This is a genomic window from bacterium (assembly GCA_037147175.1).
Classification (GTDB): domain Bacteria; phylum Cyanobacteriota; class Vampirovibrionia; order Gastranaerophilales; family UBA9971; genus UBA9971.
The window spans coordinates 1-17,799 of record JBAWVS010000054.1; the positions used below are offsets into that span (position 1 = coordinate 1).

Sequence of the window (17,799 nt, forward strand, 5' to 3'; positions counted from 1 at the left end):
GACGTGAAAAAAGAAAATTTGTTCTAAACTTTTAACTTAACTGAACACTAGCTTTAAGTTGAAAAATATACAGACACAACAATGTTTCATAATAAATAGAAACCTGAAAAATTATTAATAATTATTTAAATCAATAGAATTTACACTAAATTATATATAAAGGATAAAAAAATGAAAAAAGAGTCGAAGATACTTGCCGTGTTTGAAAATAAAGAATTTTTAAAATTATGGATAGGACAAATATTTTCTTATCTCGGGGATGCGATAGTTCAAATTGCCCTTATGGCTTGGGTAATAAGCCTCGGCGGTCATTCCGGTTCGGAGATGTCGAAGATATTATTCTTTTTCGTCCTGCCTTCTCTTTTGTTAAGCCCGCTGGCAGGTGCGTTATCCGATAGATTTTCCAGAAAAACTTTAATGGTCTTGAGCAATTTGTTCAGAGCCGTTCTTGTATTTATAATTCCTATTTTGCTTTTCAGGAAATCTTCAACTCATTTGCATACTATGGTTTATGCTTTTTCTTTTTTAATCGGATCAGGCTCAGCTTTCTTTTTTCCTGCAAAACAAAGTGCTCTACCGAATTTAGTAAAGTCTGAACATTTACAATTTGCTAATGCTCTTAATGCAGGAACTTCAACAATCGCAATACTCTTAGGTGCAGTTATAACAGGATTGTACATTTCAAAATTCGGCTTAGCCAATAGTTTATGGGTAAACGGATTCGTTTATTTGGCTTCAGCTATTATAATTTCACTAATTTCATTTAATAACTCCTACGTTGCTTCAAAAGTAGCGACCAAAACAGATATTTCCGCAGGAATAAAATTCGTCTTTAATTACCTGAAAACACATAAAAACACCCGAAGATTAATTGTTTTATCAATTCTGCTGACTCTTGTTACGGCTTCGTTTTTTAACACATTAACCTCTGTTTCTACAGACTATTACCATATTGGCATCGCTGGTTTAAGCAAATTAAAAGCTATGCTTGGTGTTGGCATGATTTTAGGAACTTTTGTAGTAGCTTATGCGGGAAAATATGCAAGAACTTCGACGATTTTGGCTTGTTCTTTTATTGCGGTATTTTTGACAACAGCAACCGCTCAAATGGTTACTACATATAATTTAGCGTGGATATGGCTTGTATTAATCGGCATAGCAAACGCTTCTATGGTAATAACAATTGATACAATTTTACAAAAAGCAACTCCAGACAGAATCAGAGGCAAGATTTTCGGAGTGAAGTCAACGCTGACAAGTCTTGCCTTTTTGGCAACAACTTGGGGCGTGTCCGAGCTTGTATTAACGACTTCACCCTTTAAAATTTTCAAGTTTGTTTCATTATTAAGCTTGTTGGTTGCCCTAGCAGTCGTGCTTTTGGACAATAAATTCCGCCATTTTACAGTAAGAAGCCTAGTCGGTGTTGTATTCAGAACTTTATTCCCCGTCAAAATCGAAGGCAGAGAATATCTTGTCAAAAACGGCAAAATGATTCTCGCAGGAAATCATACAGGTTGGGTCGACACTTTGATACTTCAAACAGCCTGCAAAAGACCTGTATGGTACATTACGGGACCTGTAGCTTTCCAATTGCCGGTTGTTAAACACATTATTAAATATTTCAACGTCATCCCGATTGTTCCGAGAAAAGGAAGAGAAGGGCTCGATGCGGCGATAAACAAAATAGAAAAGGGCGAAGTTGTCTGTATTTTCCCGGAAGGCAGACTTACAGAAGACGGAAACCTGATGAAATTCAACAAAGGCGTTGCTTATATGCACAAAAACAGCAAAGCGCCTGTAGTTCCGTTTGTAATTCAAGGCGGATTTGAAGCTTGGGCTTATAACAAGCCGATTCCGACTTTCAGAAAAATCATCATTCAGTTCGGGCAACCTTTAAACATGCCGGAATCAGAGGATAAAGACATAGTGAACGAGCTTAAAAACAGAGTGCAATTCATCAAGGACTCTCTTGAAAGACGCGAAAAGCCTTTAGCTAAAAATTATTATGAAAACGTGCTTGACTTAATGCAGTTAAAATCGGATATAAATGGCTCTGTTAAAGCACTTTCCCTTAAAGACAAAGGCAAATGGACAGAACTCAGCTACATAGAACTTTCCCGACAGGCGAAAAACTTCGGTAATTTCTTGATTTCCGGCGGAATCGAAAGAGGCGACAGAATCGCAATACTTTCCGAGTCCCGTCCTGAATGGGGAATTGCACTTTTTGCTTCTTTCCAGACAGGTGCGATAACCGTACCTCTTGATGTAAAACTTACGATACCCGAATTGACCTCGATATTGTCGGATTGTCAGCCGAAAATTCTTTGTGTTTCCGCTCATTATCTGGAAACCGCAAAAGAAATAATGTCTTTAATTCACTCTATTGAGCAAATTTACATTATTGATGACGTAAAAGATCAGGGATATCAGACTGTTTATGAAGTTAAAGGTCCCGAAGGAGACATGGGCAAAGAAAGAACTCTTGATGAAACAGCTTTAATTGTCTATACATCAGGAACAACAGGGAACCCGAAAGGCGTAATGATAACTTTCGGGAATATAATTTCTCAGTTAAAAGACTTTGAGGCTTTATTTAAAATTGATTCCAGCGATTCATTAATCTCTATTTTGCCGTTGAATCACCTTTTAGAGCTTAATGTCGGATTTATGGGAATGCTTCACATGGGGGCAATGGTTTCATATTCGACAAGTCTTAATCCGAAAGAAATTAGTAAAATAATGAAGGAAAGACAGGCAACCTATATGATAGTGGTTCCGTTGTTTGTCAAAATGCTTAAGAACAGCGTGGAAAAAGAAATAAGAAAATCAAGCAAACAGGCACAGTCTACATTTAATTTTATGTACAATGTGGCTAAATATTTACCAATCCGTATAAGAAGACTTATATTTAAACAAATTATAGACAGCTTTGGCGGAAAAATGAAAGGTTTTGTATCAGGTGGCGCTCCTCTTGATGCTGACGTTGCCGAATTCTTTGAAAGAATAGGTATGCCGATTTATCAAGGATATGGATTAACTGAAACAAGCCCAACTATTACGACAAATACCCCAAAATATAACCGCATAGGTTCAGTAGGAAAACCGCTCCCATCAGTTATGGTAAAAATTTCCGCAGAAGGAGAAATCCTCTCAAAAGGCGGTAACTTAATGAAAGGCTATTATAATAAGCCTGAAATGACCGCAGAAGTCATTGACGAAGAAGGCTGGTTCCATACTGGAGATATAGGCGAGTTCGACAAAGACGGATACCTCTACATCACAGGCAGAATAAAGAATATGATAGTTCTCGGCGGAGGAAAGAAAATCTTCCCTGAAGAAGTCGAGGCTGTCCTAGAAAAAAGCCCGATGGTAAAAGAGCTTTGTGTGATGAGCGTGAAAATCCAAGGCGGTTCAAAAGAAGGTACAGAAGAAGTCTGCTCTGTAATTATCCCCTCGGACGAGCTTGCTAAAAAATACAAAGACGACCGTGCAGGACTGGAAAAAGAAATCACCGCCGAAGTAAATCAACTTGCAAAAGCCGGTTTAGCTTTTTACAAATGTCCGACAGTTGTTGCAGTTTCTCTGGATGAGCTCCCCAAAACTGCCACCCGTAAAATTAAACGTAAAGACGTTCAGTCATGGTATTATGAGCGGTATGCAAAAAGATAAGATGAATAAATGAGGTAATCATCATGGATTTAAATAAACCGGATTTTCAAAAGGCACAAGAAGAAGGCATAATTTCAACTGAGCAAGTTGATCAGCTTTTAGCCTTTTTTAGTTCGCAAAATATAGAGACCGAAACTAAAGCAAAATTCAATATAACTAATTTTTTATATTATTTTGGTGCTGTCTTAATAATTTTATCAATGGGTTGGTTTATGGGAAATGTTTGGGGTTCTTACGGAGAAAACGGCTTATTTGTTATTTGTTTGGTTTATATGGCATTTTTTACATTAATAGGTAATTACCTTTGGGGCAGAGGATTAAAAACGCCGGGAGGTCTTTTATACGTTGCATCAGTTTCTGCTGTGCCGATAATAACCTATCTTTTTGAAAAAATTACCGGAATTTGGCCGATAAACGACCCGGGAAATTATTCCGGATTTCACATTTGGATTCGCGGCAGTTGGGTTTTAATGGAAATTATGACAATTGTAGTCGGCTTAATATATTTAAAATACAGAAAAATCCCGTTTTTAACAGCTCCGATTGCTTTTTCATTATGGTACTTATCTATGGATATAGTTCCTTTATTATTCGGTAAAACAGCAGAGCCGACGTGGGACGAGAGAAAAATTGTCAGCTTGATTTTCGGACTCTTAATGATTGCCGTTGCCTTTATTTACGACAAAAAAACTAAAGGGGATTTTTCTTTTTGGTTATATTTATTTGGTTCTTTTGCTTTCTGGTTCGGTTTGAATTTTGTTATTTGGGGACACGGAGAATTTAGTTATTTCATATATGCATTAATAAACCTATCGATGATGTTTATCAGTATATTATTACAACGAAAAATATTTATGGTATTCGGATCATTAGGAATATTAGGATATCTGGGGCATTTATCATATGACCTCTTTAAAAACTCAGCTGTATTTCCGTTAGCACTGATTGCAACAGGGCTTATAATAATATTTCTTGGAGTGACTTATCAAAAAAATCAGGAAAAACTTGAAAATTATATTGAAAGTTTAATCCCTGAAAATTTCAAAAAATATCTTCCGAAATATAGGATATAAATATGATTAAAAAAATAACTTACGGTATTGCAAAACGATTTGTTCTTTATACAGGCATTTTTTATTTAGTTTTGCCTTTTATATTGCCATCATTAATCTATGCACCAATTAAAGAACAGACAAAAGCTGCTTTAAAAGTTCAAGATATTTACTTGAAAACTTCTGATAACGTGAAAATAAATGTATGGTATGTAAAAGCCAAAAACAACAAGCCTACAATATTGTTTTGCCACGGTAACGGTGGTAATATCTCCTATTACGAAGAGATTATAAATATCTTTTCCGACAAAGGCTATGGGATTTTACTTTTAGATTATCGCGGGTACGGAAAAAGTGAAGGCACACCGTCTGAAACAGGTTTATACAATGATATCGATGCCGCATTGAAATTTTTAAATGAAAAAGAAAAACTTTCAAATAACCGAATTGTTCTTTGGGGTTTATCTCTTGGAGGTGCAGTTGTTTCGGAAGTTGCGTCAAAAGAAAATTTCAAAGCTGTGATGTTACAAAGCACTTTCACGAATGTTAAAGAAGAAGGTATTTATATGTACGGCAGACTTGCCAAAGATAAGTTTAGTAAAACCCTTATAAAAGCTTTCTTTGACAATCTGATTTATCTGCAAAAATATGATACTGAGTCAAAAATTGCCAAGATTTCTTCTCCGCTTTTGATAGCACATGATATTCCTGATGAAGTTATTCCGGTAAAAATGTCTTATGAATTAGCAAAATTAAACCCTAAAGCAAAGCTGTTTATCTCTAAAACGGGTTCACATAACGACGGTACATGGTTTTATGAAGAAGCCTTGAAATTTCTTGAAGATAAATAAATTCATCACTTGATAAGTTAATAGTTGAATGGTAAAGTAATTATATAAAATACTTCACCATTCAACTATTTTATTAAGGAGTTAATTATGTTTAACAACTTCAAAAAGAATTTGATTGAATGTTTTTCCAGGCTTATCGAAAATTCTGCTTATTTAGACTGGATTAAAGCTGTATAGAATTAATTGATTAAGTGAATAGGAGATAAAACAATGTCAGCACAAGTTTACAAAAATGATTTATTTTCTCTCAACGCAAAAATATGTGGCGCAAGCCTGATTATATCCGCTCTTCCTTTGTTTTTGGTTTGCCCGTTAGTTGCAGCTTTTTCTAATATTTCTTTTTTGAATTATCTTCTTATGTTAATTCCTTTAACCATATACACTTTAATATTGAGCCGTTTTATTAAATCCGGTTACATCTCTATTAAAGAAAATTATGCTTTATTCGGATTTAACTTTTTAGCCTCGATAATTCTTTTAGCAGTTGGTTCAACTGTAATTTTGAAAATTTCATCTTTGAGCATTTAGTAATTTAAGGCAATTTTGTTTGAGATATTATATTTAGCAGATAAGAAGGCGGGTACTATTATATGAAAATCACTTTTATAAGTTTTTCTGTTTTGGAGAAGGGTTACGCCAGTGCACTCAAAACACTAGTTTTCCCTATTATCAGTGCACTAACTCCAAAAGACGTAAAAATAAATTTTATTGATGAGCGCGTAGAAGATTTGCCCAAAACAATTGATTCCGACATTATAGTGATGACGGTTGGAACAATGACTTCAAGAAAAGCTCGTGCTTTTGCTTTAAAGCATAAAGATAAAATAATCGCCGTTGGCGGACCTCATCCCACGTCTTTGCCGGAGGAATGCCTGGAATATGCAGACACGATTTTTATTGGTGACGCCGAAGGTACATGGCCGCAGTTCATTGAAGATGCTAAAAACGGCAATATTAAACGAATATATAAATCATCTCATGAAGTTTTGCCAATAAAGCCTGATTTGAATTTTGAATATTTTAAGGGCAAGAAATACAGTTTTGTTGGCATTGCCCAGTTTGCCAGAGGGTGCAAATATAATTGTGAATTTTGTTTTGTGAAAGTTTTGTATCCCGGAAAAGTCAAAACAAAGAATATAGATGACTTTGTGGAAGAAGTCAAGGCTATGCCTGAAAAAATTATATTTTTGATTGACGATAATTTATTTACTGATGAGGAAACGACATTACTTTTGCTTGAAAAAATAAAGCCGCTTAAAAAAATGTGGCACTGCCAAGTAAGTATTGACGTTGCTCAAAATGACAAAATATTAAAAGCCATGAAGGATGCTGGCTTTGCTATGATTATGATGGGTTTTGAAGCAACGGATATGGATACACTAAAACAAATGAATAAAGGGGCAAATTTAAAGCTCAAAAGTTATGATGAAGCCATAAAAAATGTTTATAAGCACGGCCTTATGATAACGGCAGGATTTGTCATTGGTTATGACAACGACACCCCTCAAACAATTCGCAATACTTTTGATTTTGCCATGAAACACCACTTTACTAAAGCCTTTTTTACAATGCTTCAACCTATGCCGGGCACAAAATTATACGACAGACTTTTAGAAGAAGGTAGGGTAACGCCCAAGTGGTGGCTGGACAATAGCTATCAATACGGCGAATGTGCTTTTGACCCGAAAAATATGACAAGAGAAGAACTATCTGTAATATTTGGCAAACAGCTAAAAGAGTATTATACGTTTTCCAATATATGGAAAAGGTTTTTAAAAAATTCTCAATATTTACCGTTCACACGCTCAATACTGTTTTTGGGCGAAGCTTTGCTTTATAAGAAACATGCCAATTTAAACATAAAACTTGATTTAGAATAACACTGAAGAAATGATTAAAGCTATTAAAAGATAAGAGGTAAATATGCAGTCACGAAGTGTAAAAATCTTAAGCATAGGTAAGTACTTGCCGAAAAGAAAAATTTATGCGGAGGACCTTGATAAAAAACTAAATCTTCCTGAGGGTTGGACTGCTGAAAAAGCAGGAGTTTTAGTACGTCATTATGTTGAAAATGAAACCTCTTCAAAAATGGGTGCTTTAGCGGCAAAAGAAGCTCTCGATTCTGCCGGATTAACTTTGGAGGATATTGATTGTATTGTTTGTGCAAGCGGTACCGGCGAGCAGGAAATTCCCTGCACTGCCTCGTTGATACAAAAAGAATTAGGCGGAGAATACTCGGGCATTCCGAGTTTTGATATCAATTCTACTTGTTTGAGCTTTGTTACGGGAATGGATTTGCTGTCTTATCTTATTGACGCGGGAAGATACAACAGAGTTCTTGTCGTTTCTTCTGAAATAACTTCTGTAGGCTTGAATTGGGATGATAAAGAAAGCTGTACCCTTTTTGGAGACGGAGCTGCAGCTGTTATAATCGAAAAAACTCCTGAAAACGAAACCTCTAAAATATTTTGTTCTGACATGAAAACTTACAGCAAAGGCGCTCATTACTCTGAAATTAAAGGAGGAGGAACGAAGCTTCATTCTCGAGAATATTCTGAAAATAATAAAAACGATTTTCTTTTCTATATGGACGGAAAAAAACTTTACAAAATGTCTGCACAAATCTTACCGGCTTTTATTGAAAATATGCTTAAAAATGTGAATTTGTCGCTTTCTGATATGGAACTTGTTATTCCTCATCAGGCAAGTTTTATGGCAATGAAATTAACTCAAAAAAATCTTAATATACCGGAAGGCAAATTTCTCTACACAATCGGACATCACGGCAATACAGTCGCCGCATCAATACCAATGGCACTTTATGATGCTATTGAATCAGGAAGAATAAAACGAGGCGACAAGATAATGTTTCTGGGAACTTCTGCAGGTATGTCAGTAGGAGCAATGGCTTTTGAATACTAAAAAAAATATATTGCTCACCGGCGGCAGAGCTCCCGTTACCCTGCATTTAGCAAGGCTTTTTGCAAAAGCAGGGCATACGGTATTTGTTGCAGAAAGTATAAAATATCATATTTGCCTTTATTCAAATACTGTTAAGAAAAATTTTATGGTTCCGAGCCCGAGATTCAATAAATACGACTATATTCGAGCATTAATAGATATAATTCAAAGAGAAAAAATCGATTTATTAATTCCGACTTGTGAAGAAGTTTTTTATATTTCTGAAAAAATTGACGAGTTATCCGACTATTGCAAAGTATTTACTGACAAGTCCGACAAGCTGAAAAATTTGCATAACAAACATCAATTTATCACTGGCATTGAAAATTGTAAAATCAAAGCCCCTGAAACTCGGCTTATAAATTCACAAGAAGAACTAAACAGGCAATTAACGTTTACAAAATTCCAAAAGGCAGTTATAAAACCTGTTTACTCAAGATTTTCCTCAAAAATTAAAATAATTTTCGAATCTGACGAAAAGATTCCAAATATTGATATTTCGGAAAAAAATCCTTGGATACTTCAGGAATTTACAGAAGGTTCTCAGTTCTGTACTTACAGTATTGTTCAAAACGGAAACATAACTGCACATACTGCTTATCCCACAACATTTACCGCAGGAATCGGCTCAAGCATTGCATTTGAGAATATAGAATGCCCCGAAGTCTTTAATTGGATTTCGGTGTATGCAAAAAAGCTTAATTACACGGGGCAAATTGCTTTTGATTTTATTGAAACACCTGATAAAGAAGTTTATGTGATTGAATGTAACCCCAGAGCAACAAGCGGAATTCATTTGTTTGACGAAACAAATTTAACCCGAGCCTTTCTTGAAAATTCGGAAAAAATAATTACTCCCGACAAATCTGCGAAAGCTGTGATTTTTCTTGCTATGCTGACTTATGGCTTGTGTTCGGTTAATTCTTTCAGTAAATTGCTGAGTTGGATTAAGACTTTTTTCTCTTCAAAAGATATTGTTTTTAAGATGTCAGATCCTCTGCCTTTTGTTCATCAATTCTTCATTTTAGCCGGTTTAGGATTTTTTGCATTAAAAAATAAAATCAAAATCACAGAAGTTTCGACAATGGATATTGAATGGAACGGTGAATCATGAAAATTCTTGTAACAGGCGCAACCGGATTTCTCGGGAAAAGACTGGCTTTAAGATTGTCACAACTTGGTTATGAAGTTACGGCAACAGGCAGAAACACTCTTGTCGGAGCTGATTTGGAAAAACAAGGAATTTGTTTTATAAAGTCTGCTTTGCAGGATACGGATAAAATTATCAATGTTTGTAAAAATCAAGATTATGTATTTCATTGCGGGGCGTTGTCATCCCCGTGGGGGAAATATAAGGATTTTTACAATACAAACGTCCTCGGAACAAAGAATATTATTCAGGGGTGCAAAGAAAACAGCGTAAAAAGACTTATTCATGTTTCGACTCCGAGCATTTATTTTGATTTTAAAGATAAACTGAATATTTCGGAAAAAGACCCGTTGCCCGATAAATCGGTGAATGCTTATGCAAAAACAAAATTGCTGGCGGAGCAGGAAATTGATAAAGCTCATCAAGAAGGATTACCGGTAATTAGCATACGCCCCAGAGCAATATTCGGTCCCGGCGATACAAGTATTCTACCGAGATTAATTAAAGCAAATAATAAAAATTTCATTCCTGTTATAGGTGATAAAAAAGTTTTGGTTGATATAACTTATGTTGAAAACGTAGTGGATGCGCTACTTCTTTGCAAAGATTCTCCCGACTTTACTCTTGGAAAAAAATATAACATTACAGACGGTGAGCCGGTTTTGCTTTATGATTTTTTAGAACTGGTTATTACCGAATTGGGATACGAGTTTAAGCCGAAGTATTTTTCTTATAATAACGCATACAGAATAGCAGCTTTTTCGGAATTCGTTTCGAAAACTTTTTTGTTCGGGAAAGAACCCGTATTGACTCGCTATACAGTCGGAGTTTTAGGTACAAGTCAAACACTTGATATTTCAGCGGCAAAACAAGAGCTGGGTTATAATCCTAAATTCAGTACAACAGAGGGAATAAAAGAACTTATTAAAGAGCGGAGAATTAATAATGCCGGTTAAAGTAAATTTTTTCAGCGCAGGATATTGTACTCATCCTGAAAAAATAGTCATAAAAGGCGGAAGTTCAAAACCGGTCAAATTTTATGCGACTTTTGTATTAATCGAGCATCCTGAAAAAGGTTTAATACTTTTTGATACGGGATATTCTGAGCGTTTTTATACAGAAACAAAAAATTTCCCGTTTAATATTTATGCAAAAATAACGCCTGTTTATTTTAAAGAAGAAAACAGCGCCGTTTTTCAATTAAAACAATTAGGCATCAATCCTAACGATATTAAACTTATAATCTTATCTCACTTTCACGCAGATCATATCGGCGGAGTTAAAGATTTCCCCAATGCCGAATTTCTTTGCTTTAAATCCGCTTACGAAGAAATAAAAGGCAAAAAAACTTTGGCAGCTATGAAAAAAGGTTTTTTGCCGGGCTTACTTCCCGGTGATTTCGAATCAAGGCTGAAATTTGCGGATTCGTTAAACAAAATAAATATTTCTGAAGAGTATTCGCCTTTTGAAACAGGATTTGATGTTTTTGGTGACAGAAGTCTTATTGCAGTTGATGTTTCAGGACATTCAGAAGGTCAATTGGGTTTATTTATAAGTACAGGTGAGAATACTTATTTTTTAGTCGCTGATGCCTGCTGGTTAAGCAAATCATATAAGGAATTTATTTTGCCTCACCCTATTGCCGATATTGCGTTTTCCTGCAAAAAAGAGTATTTAAACACGTTAAAAAAATTACACGAACTTTCTAAAAAAAGACCCGATATTAATATTATGCCTTCGCATTGTCCTGAATTTTTGAAAAAAATAATTGATAAAAGAGGTATAGATGCTGAATAAAATAAAAATTTTATACTATTATTTCCGAACAAAATACGGTTTTAGGTGCAAAAACAGTGAAGAACTTTTACACAGGCAAAATAAAGAAGTACTAAACTTCTTAAAAAAAATATTGCCCAAATCTCCATTTTATACTGAATATTTTAAAAACTTTTCGGTTACAGATTGGCAAAATTTTCCCATAATAGATAAGTCTCTTATGATGGAAAATTTTGATAACTTAAATACAGCCGGTATTAAAAAATCAGAAGCTTTTGAGACAGCTTATAATGCGGAAAAATTGCGTGATTTTTCTCCTACAATTAATAATATTACCGTAGGGCTGTCCTCAGGCACATCGGGAAACAGAGGAATATTTCTTCTCAGCGACGAAGAGCGTTTTAAATGGGCGGGAACAATTCTGGCAAAAGTTCTCCCCGGCTCAATTTTTTCCAAACATAAAATTGCATTTTTCTTGCGTGCAAACAGTAATGTTTATACGACCGTAAACAGCAATAACATAAATTTTGAGTTTTTCGACTTATTAAATCCCCCGGAAGAGCACATAAAAAGACTTAATGAATTTAAGCCGTCGGTTTTGGTTGCGCCAGCCTCTATGCTTAGGCTTTTAGCTCAAGCAAAAGAAAATAATAATTTAAATATAACCCCCGAAAAAGTTATTTCAGTTGCGGAAGTTCTGGATTCACTCGACGAAACTTATATCTCCAAACAATTTAATCAAAAAATTCATCAAATTTATCAATGCACGGAAGGTTTTTTAGCCTCCACATGCCGGCATGGGACTTTGCATATTAATGAAGATATGGTTGTTATTCAAAAAGAATATCTTGATAAAGATTTAGGAAAATTTATTCCGATAATAACAGATTTTTCGAGAACCACTCAGCCGATAATAAGGTACAGACTTAATGATATTTTGACAGAAAAAAAAGAACCCTGTCCTTGCGGATCCGTTTTTACTGCCATTGAAAAGATAGAAGGCAGATGTGACGATATTTTTTACTTACCGGCTATCGATGGAGATAAATTCATTCCTGTTTTTCCGGATTTTATATGCAGGGCAGTTATTTATTCTTCGCCGGAGATTGAAGAATATATGGCTATTCAAAATAATTTTGATTTAATAGAAATATTTTTAAAATCATCCTCCGAAAATAAAAATAATTTAAATACTCTAATACAAAACTCAATGAAAGAACTTTTTGAAAAATCGAATTGCAAAGCCCCTGAAATCAGAATTAATTACAATTATGACAAACTTGAAAAACCCTGTGATAAAAAGCTTAAACGTGTTAAGAGAGTTTTTAATATTGAAGAGGTATGATGCAAGACAGTTTTAACATAAAGCTTTATGATTCTTCTGATACAGACTTTTTAGATTGGACTGATTCAGAAGACGACCAATATGCAAAGAACTTCTTACTTCCAATGATAAAGAACGGTACTTCTGATTACATAAATAATGTTAAAACCCTTTTGATGATCTTAAAAATTGATGACTTAATTCTTCCGATAACCATTAATGATGCTGAATACGAAAACTCTTATGTATGTTCTCCTTATACCCATTATATTTCTTATGCCGTTGAAGAATTGAAAACTATAAAAAACCCTTTTATTGAATTAATATTGGCTTATCTTATCAGGTTATTAGGTATAGTATTTAAATTCGGCAAAATAAATAAAACTGTACATATAAATAATTGGCTTTTGTCGACCAATTTATACCCGACAATCTCGCATAAGCAAATAGAAAAAATAACCGAATTTTTAATTCAAAGATTTCCCGAACATTCTTTAATATTCAGGTCTGTAAACAACTATACAGATAAAGAATTTTTAAATAAATTTCAGGAAAATAATTATCAGCTTATTCCGAGCAGACAAATATATTTTTTAAACAAAGACTTGATAAAAGGAAAAGCTAAATGGCTGATAAAAAAAGATTTTAAGCTTCAGGAAAAAAGCGGCTATGAATTATTAGAAAACAAAGACTTTTCTCCCGGGGATATTCCGAGGATTAAAGAGCTTTATGATAACTTATATTTATCTAAATATTCTTATTTAAATCCACAGTTCAATGAAAACTTTATAGATTTAGCCTTAAAAAATAAAATTTTGAATATAAGAGCCTTCCAGAAAGCCGGGAAAATTGACGCCGTTTTAGGATATTTTTTCCGAAACGGAATTATGACAACTCCTTTGTTCGGGTATGACACAAGTTTGCCCATAGAAACCGGTTTGTACAGAATGCTTTCCGCTCAATTGATAAAAGAATCCGAAAAATCGAAATTGATTTTAAATCAAAGTTCCGGAGCCGCATCATTTAAACGGTGTCGTGCATCAGAAGCACAAATTGAATATAGTGCTGTTTATTGCCGACATTTAACTTTATATCGAAGAATTATCTGGAGCATTCTTGAATTTACTCTTAATAAAATTGGCTTAAACTTACTAAAGAAATACAAATTATAATTCTCTTATAATATACATAAAATTAGATTATTTTTCGTATTTAAAGCTGTTTTTCACCAAAAAATTCCCTGTTCTTCAAAAATAATTGCCTGTAAGTTTTTTAGGGAATTTAGGGTTAAAAGTCGCACTGCATCGGCATAAAAAATTAAAATAATGATAAAATTTTTAATAATTCCCTGTAAAGTCCCTGTTATTTTTAACTAAAAAAGAGAATAATGCTGTTAAGACTGCAATATCCATTTTTATTGTTTTATTTTTAATAAAAATTTTAGCTGATAAGTTGACAATAGCTCATGGTTGTTTAAAAATAAATCTAAATATATGTGTTTTATAATAGAAAATAAACAGATAAAATAATTCCAAGGAGGAATAAGTGCCTACAATTAATCAATTAGTTCGCAAAGAACGCGCAAAACAAATCGACAAAACAAAATCACCTGCATTAGCTAGCTGCCCTCAGAGAAGAGGAGTTTGTACAAGGGTTTACACAACCACCCCTAAAAAACCAAACTCAGCTCTCAGAAAAGTAGCAAGAATAAGATTAACAAACGGATTTGAAGTAACTTCATATATTCCGGGAGTTGGTCATAATTTACAGGAACACTCAGTAGTTCTTATACGTGGCGGAAGAATCAAAGATTTACCGGGTGTAAGATATCATACTATCCGTGGAACACTTGATGCTGCCGGTGTTAAAAACAGAATGCAAGGTAGAAGCAAGTACGGTGCAAAAAAAGCAAAAGCAAAAAAATAGGATAGAAAAGTTAATTAAGTAAAATGAGGTTAATAAATTAAATGTCACGTAGAAATAAACCACAAAAAAGAGTACCTTTACCAGATCCTATTTTTAACAGTGAAGATGTGGCAAGGTTCATAAACAGATTAATGAGAAGAGGCAAAAAAAGCATTGCCGAAAGAATTTTTTATAATTCTCTTGATATTGTTAAAGAAAAAATAAAAGAAGAACCAATCGAAGTTTTCCAAAAAGCTTTAAAAAACGTAACACCGTTAATTGAAGTTAAAGCAAGAAGAATCGGTGGTTCAACTTATCAGGTTCCTCTTGAAGTTCGTCCTGACAGAGGATTAGCTCTTGGATCAACCTGGTTAATCGATACAGCTAAAGCAAAAACCGGCAAATCAATGGAAGAAAAACTTGCACAAGAAATTATTTCAGCTTTTAACGGCGAAGGTGCTGCTGTTAAAAAACGTGAAGATACACATAAAATGGCAGAAGCCAACAAAGCTTTCGCTCATTACAGATACTAAGATGCATTTTTTCCAAGACTATCGGTTCTTTGCAAAAAGTCCCTTAGTCTTTTTGCATTTATTATTAAATTATAGCTATTTAGTATAATGATAAACGCATAGAAACAAATTAAATTTAATCAAGCCTAAAATATAGGCAATAATATATTAGAAGGAAAAATTAAATTTAATTGATAAATATAATGAGTTAAAAAAAATAAAGAGGATAATTGATCATGAGCAGGAATATACCCCTGAATAAGTTTAGAAATATTGGTATCGCAGCGCATATCGATGCAGGTAAAACAACAACAACAGAAAGAATTCTTTTTTATACAGGAAGCAGCCATAAAATCGGTGAAGTGCATGACGGTACTTCTGTAACTGACTTTATGGATCAGGAAAGAGAACGTGGAATTACCATTCAATCAGCTGCAGTAACAAGCTTCTGGAAAAACCATCAGGTTAACATAATTGATACCCCCGGACACGTAGATTTTACTGTTGAGGTAGAACGTTCATTACGTGTACTTGACGGCATGGTTGCTGTTTTTTGTGCGGTAGGCGGTGTTCAATCACAGTCAGAAACCGTATGGAGACAGGCAAACAGATATCAGGTTCCAAGACTTATATTTGTCAACAAAATGGACAGAACAGGCGCAAATTTCTACAGAGTAGTTGACCAAATCCGTGACAGGCTTCAGGGTAATGCTGTTCCTATCCAAATTCCTATAGGAAGTGAAACTGATTTGACCGGTATTGTTGATTTAGTTGAAGAAAAAGCTTATATCTACAAAGACGATCTTGGAAAAGAAGTTGATATAACTGAAATACCTGAAGATTTAAAAGAACTTACATCAAAATATAGAGAACAGCTTATTGAAGCAGTTTCAGAACATGATGACGAATTAATGATGAAATTTCTCGAAGGAGAATCACCTTCTACAGAAGAAATTAAATCAGCCCTCAGAAAAGCAACAATCGCAAACAAAATTTTACCTGTAACCTGCGGTTCAGCGTTCAAAAATAAAGGCGTTCAGTTGTTGCTTGATGCAGTAATTGATTATATGCCATCACCTGTTGATATTCCACCTATTAAAGGGCTGAATCTTGACGGAACAGAAGCTTTAAGACCAAGTAACGATGAAGCACCATTTTCAGCGTTGGCTTTTAAAATTATAACTGACCCTTATGTAGGAAGATTAACATTTATAAGAGTATATAGCGGAGTTCTAAAAGCAGGAAGCTATGTAATGAACACCACTACAGGGAAAAAAGAACGTATAAGCCGTTTATTACAAATGCAAGCTGATACAAGAAATGATATTGACGAAGTAAGAGCAGGTGATTTGGCTGCTGCTGTAGGTCTTAAATCTACAACAACAGGTGATACACTTTGTGATGAAACAAACCCTGTTATTTTAGAATCAATGGAATTCCCTGAACCTGTAATTTCTATCGCTATCGAACCTAAAACAAAGGTTGATCAAGATAAATTATCAATGGCTCTTAACAAACTTGCTGAAGAAGATCCGACTTTTAAAGTTAGGATTGATGCTGAAACAGGTCAGACAATTATTGCCGGAATGGGCGAATTGCACCTTGAAATCATTATTGACAGACTTTTAAGAGAGTTTAAAGTTGGCGCTAACGTCGGTAAACCTCAGGTTGCGTACAGAGAAACAATCACCAAAACTGTTGAAGTTGAAGGTAAATTTATCCGTCAATCAGGCGGTCGTGGTCAATATGGACACGTTTGGATTAAACTTGAGCCACAAGAACAAGGCAAAGGCTTTACATTCGAAAATAAAACCGTAGGTGGTTCAGTTCCTAAAGAATATGTAGGTGCTGTTCAAAAAGGTATCGAAGAAAGTATGACTGGCGGTGTAATTGCAGGATACGAAGTAATCGACTTTAAAGCGTCCCTCTTTGACGGAAGCTATCACGAAGTTGACTCCTCCGAGATGGCATTTAAAGCAGCTGGAAGTATAGCTTTTAAAGAAGGTGTTAGAAAAGCAGGCGGTGTTTTGCTTGAGCCTATAATGAAAGTAGAAATCGAAGTTCCTGAAGATTTTCTTGGTGATGTAATCGGTGATCTCTCTTCCAGAAGAGGACGCATCGAAGGTATGGAAGCTATCGAAGGAACAGGCATCCAAAAAGTAAACGCAGCAGTGCCTCTTTCTGAGATGTTCGGTTATGCGACTGATATCAGAAGCAAAACACAGGGACGTGGAACTTTCACAATGGAATTTTCCAAATATGAACAAGTTCCAAACAACATTGCTGAAGAAATCATTGGCAAAGCAGCTGTATAAATATAAATTAATTAATAAAATTCAAAAGACCTCGAGATTAAGCGATTTCGAGGTCTTTTGTTAAGTTTTGTAAATTTAGCTCTCTAAAATTATCATGTTTTATATTTAGAAGTTTTATATAAATAGTTAAAAAAATATTTATAAAGTACAAAATAAGGTAAAAAAATAGGAGAACAAACATGCAAGTAGGAAGCAATTTAGGATTTTCAGGTAATTACAAATTTGTAACTTTATAATATGCCGTAGAAATCGGACAGAAAAAAATATAAGTTATCATCCTTTCA

General features: G+C 34.5%; 14 protein-coding genes. All 14 read left to right on the forward strand.

The window, feature by feature from the left end; translation table 11 throughout:
* Positions 1-171 precede the first annotated feature (171 nt).
* The 14 genes from WCG23_11145 (at position 172) to fusA (ending at position 17,515) form a co-directional block, all read left to right on the forward strand.
* Positions 172-3,669 (forward strand): MFS transporter, encoded by a 3,498-nt coding sequence (locus tag WCG23_11145; protein MEI8390424.1) that lies wholly within the window; start codon positions 172-174, stop codon positions 3,667-3,669.
* A 23-nt stretch (positions 3,670-3,692) separates the two neighbouring features.
* Positions 3,693-4,742: a DUF2157 domain-containing protein gene (locus WCG23_11150; GenBank protein ID MEI8390425.1), complete on the forward strand. Its 1,050-nt coding sequence runs from the start codon at positions 3,693-3,695 to the stop codon at positions 4,740-4,742.
* Between the two features lie 2 nt (positions 4,743-4,744).
* Positions 4,745-5,572, forward strand: coding sequence for an alpha/beta hydrolase (locus WCG23_11155; GenBank protein MEI8390426.1), 828 nt, complete (start codon positions 4,745-4,747; stop codon positions 5,570-5,572).
* Positions 5,573-5,782: 210 nt separating this feature from the next.
* A complete protein-coding gene (locus tag WCG23_11160; protein MEI8390427.1) occupies positions 5,783-6,100 on the forward strand; it encodes a hypothetical protein in 318 nt (105 codons plus the stop codon).
* Positions 6,101-6,162: 62 nt separating this feature from the next.
* Positions 6,163-7,452, forward strand: coding sequence for a radical SAM protein (locus WCG23_11165; protein MEI8390428.1), 1,290 nt, complete (start codon positions 6,163-6,165; stop codon positions 7,450-7,452).
* Positions 7,453-7,495: 43 nt separating this feature from the next.
* Positions 7,496-8,494: a beta-ketoacyl-ACP synthase III gene (locus tag WCG23_11170; protein MEI8390429.1), complete on the forward strand. Its 999-nt coding sequence runs from the start codon at positions 7,496-7,498 to the stop codon at positions 8,492-8,494.
* Positions 8,484-9,647 (forward strand): ATP-grasp domain-containing protein, encoded by a 1,164-nt coding sequence (locus WCG23_11175; GenBank protein MEI8390430.1) that lies wholly within the window; start codon positions 8,484-8,486, stop codon positions 9,645-9,647. Before WCG23_11170 ends, WCG23_11175 begins: the two co-directional genes overlap by 11 nt.
* Positions 9,644-10,639, forward strand: coding sequence for an NAD-dependent epimerase/dehydratase family protein (locus tag WCG23_11180; GenBank protein ID MEI8390431.1), 996 nt, complete (start codon positions 9,644-9,646; stop codon positions 10,637-10,639). Before WCG23_11175 ends, WCG23_11180 begins: the two co-directional genes overlap by 4 nt.
* The gene (locus WCG23_11185; protein MEI8390432.1) at positions 10,629-11,480 is read left to right on the forward strand and encodes an MBL fold metallo-hydrolase; all 852 of its coding nucleotides are present in this window, start codon (positions 10,629-10,631) and stop codon (positions 11,478-11,480) included. The genes WCG23_11180 and WCG23_11185 overlap by 11 nt, the downstream gene beginning before the upstream one ends.
* Entirely contained in the window at positions 11,470-12,804 is a 1,335-nt protein-coding gene (locus tag WCG23_11190; GenBank protein ID MEI8390433.1) for a F390 synthetase-related protein, read from the forward strand. The genes WCG23_11185 and WCG23_11190 overlap by 11 nt, the downstream gene beginning before the upstream one ends.
* Positions 12,801-13,955 carry a GNAT family N-acetyltransferase gene (locus WCG23_11195; protein ID MEI8390434.1) on the forward strand — a complete coding sequence of 385 codons (1,155 nt, stop codon included), beginning with the start codon at positions 12,801-12,803 and terminating at the stop codon, positions 13,953-13,955. Before WCG23_11190 ends, WCG23_11195 begins: the two co-directional genes overlap by 4 nt.
* A 373-nt stretch (positions 13,956-14,328) precedes the next feature.
* On the forward strand, positions 14,329-14,709 hold the full coding sequence (gene rpsL, locus WCG23_11200; protein ID MEI8390435.1) for a 30S ribosomal protein S12: 381 nt from the start codon (positions 14,329-14,331) through the stop codon (positions 14,707-14,709).
* 41 nt (positions 14,710-14,750) lie between these two features.
* Complete coding sequence (gene rpsG, locus WCG23_11205) at positions 14,751-15,221, forward strand: 30S ribosomal protein S7 (GenBank protein MEI8390436.1); 471 nt, start codon at positions 14,751-14,753, stop codon at positions 15,219-15,221.
* A 215-nt stretch (positions 15,222-15,436) separates the two neighbouring features.
* Complete coding sequence (gene fusA / locus WCG23_11210) at positions 15,437-17,515, forward strand: elongation factor G (protein MEI8390437.1); 2,079 nt, start codon at positions 15,437-15,439, stop codon at positions 17,513-17,515.
* Positions 17,516-17,799 lie beyond the last annotated feature (284 nt).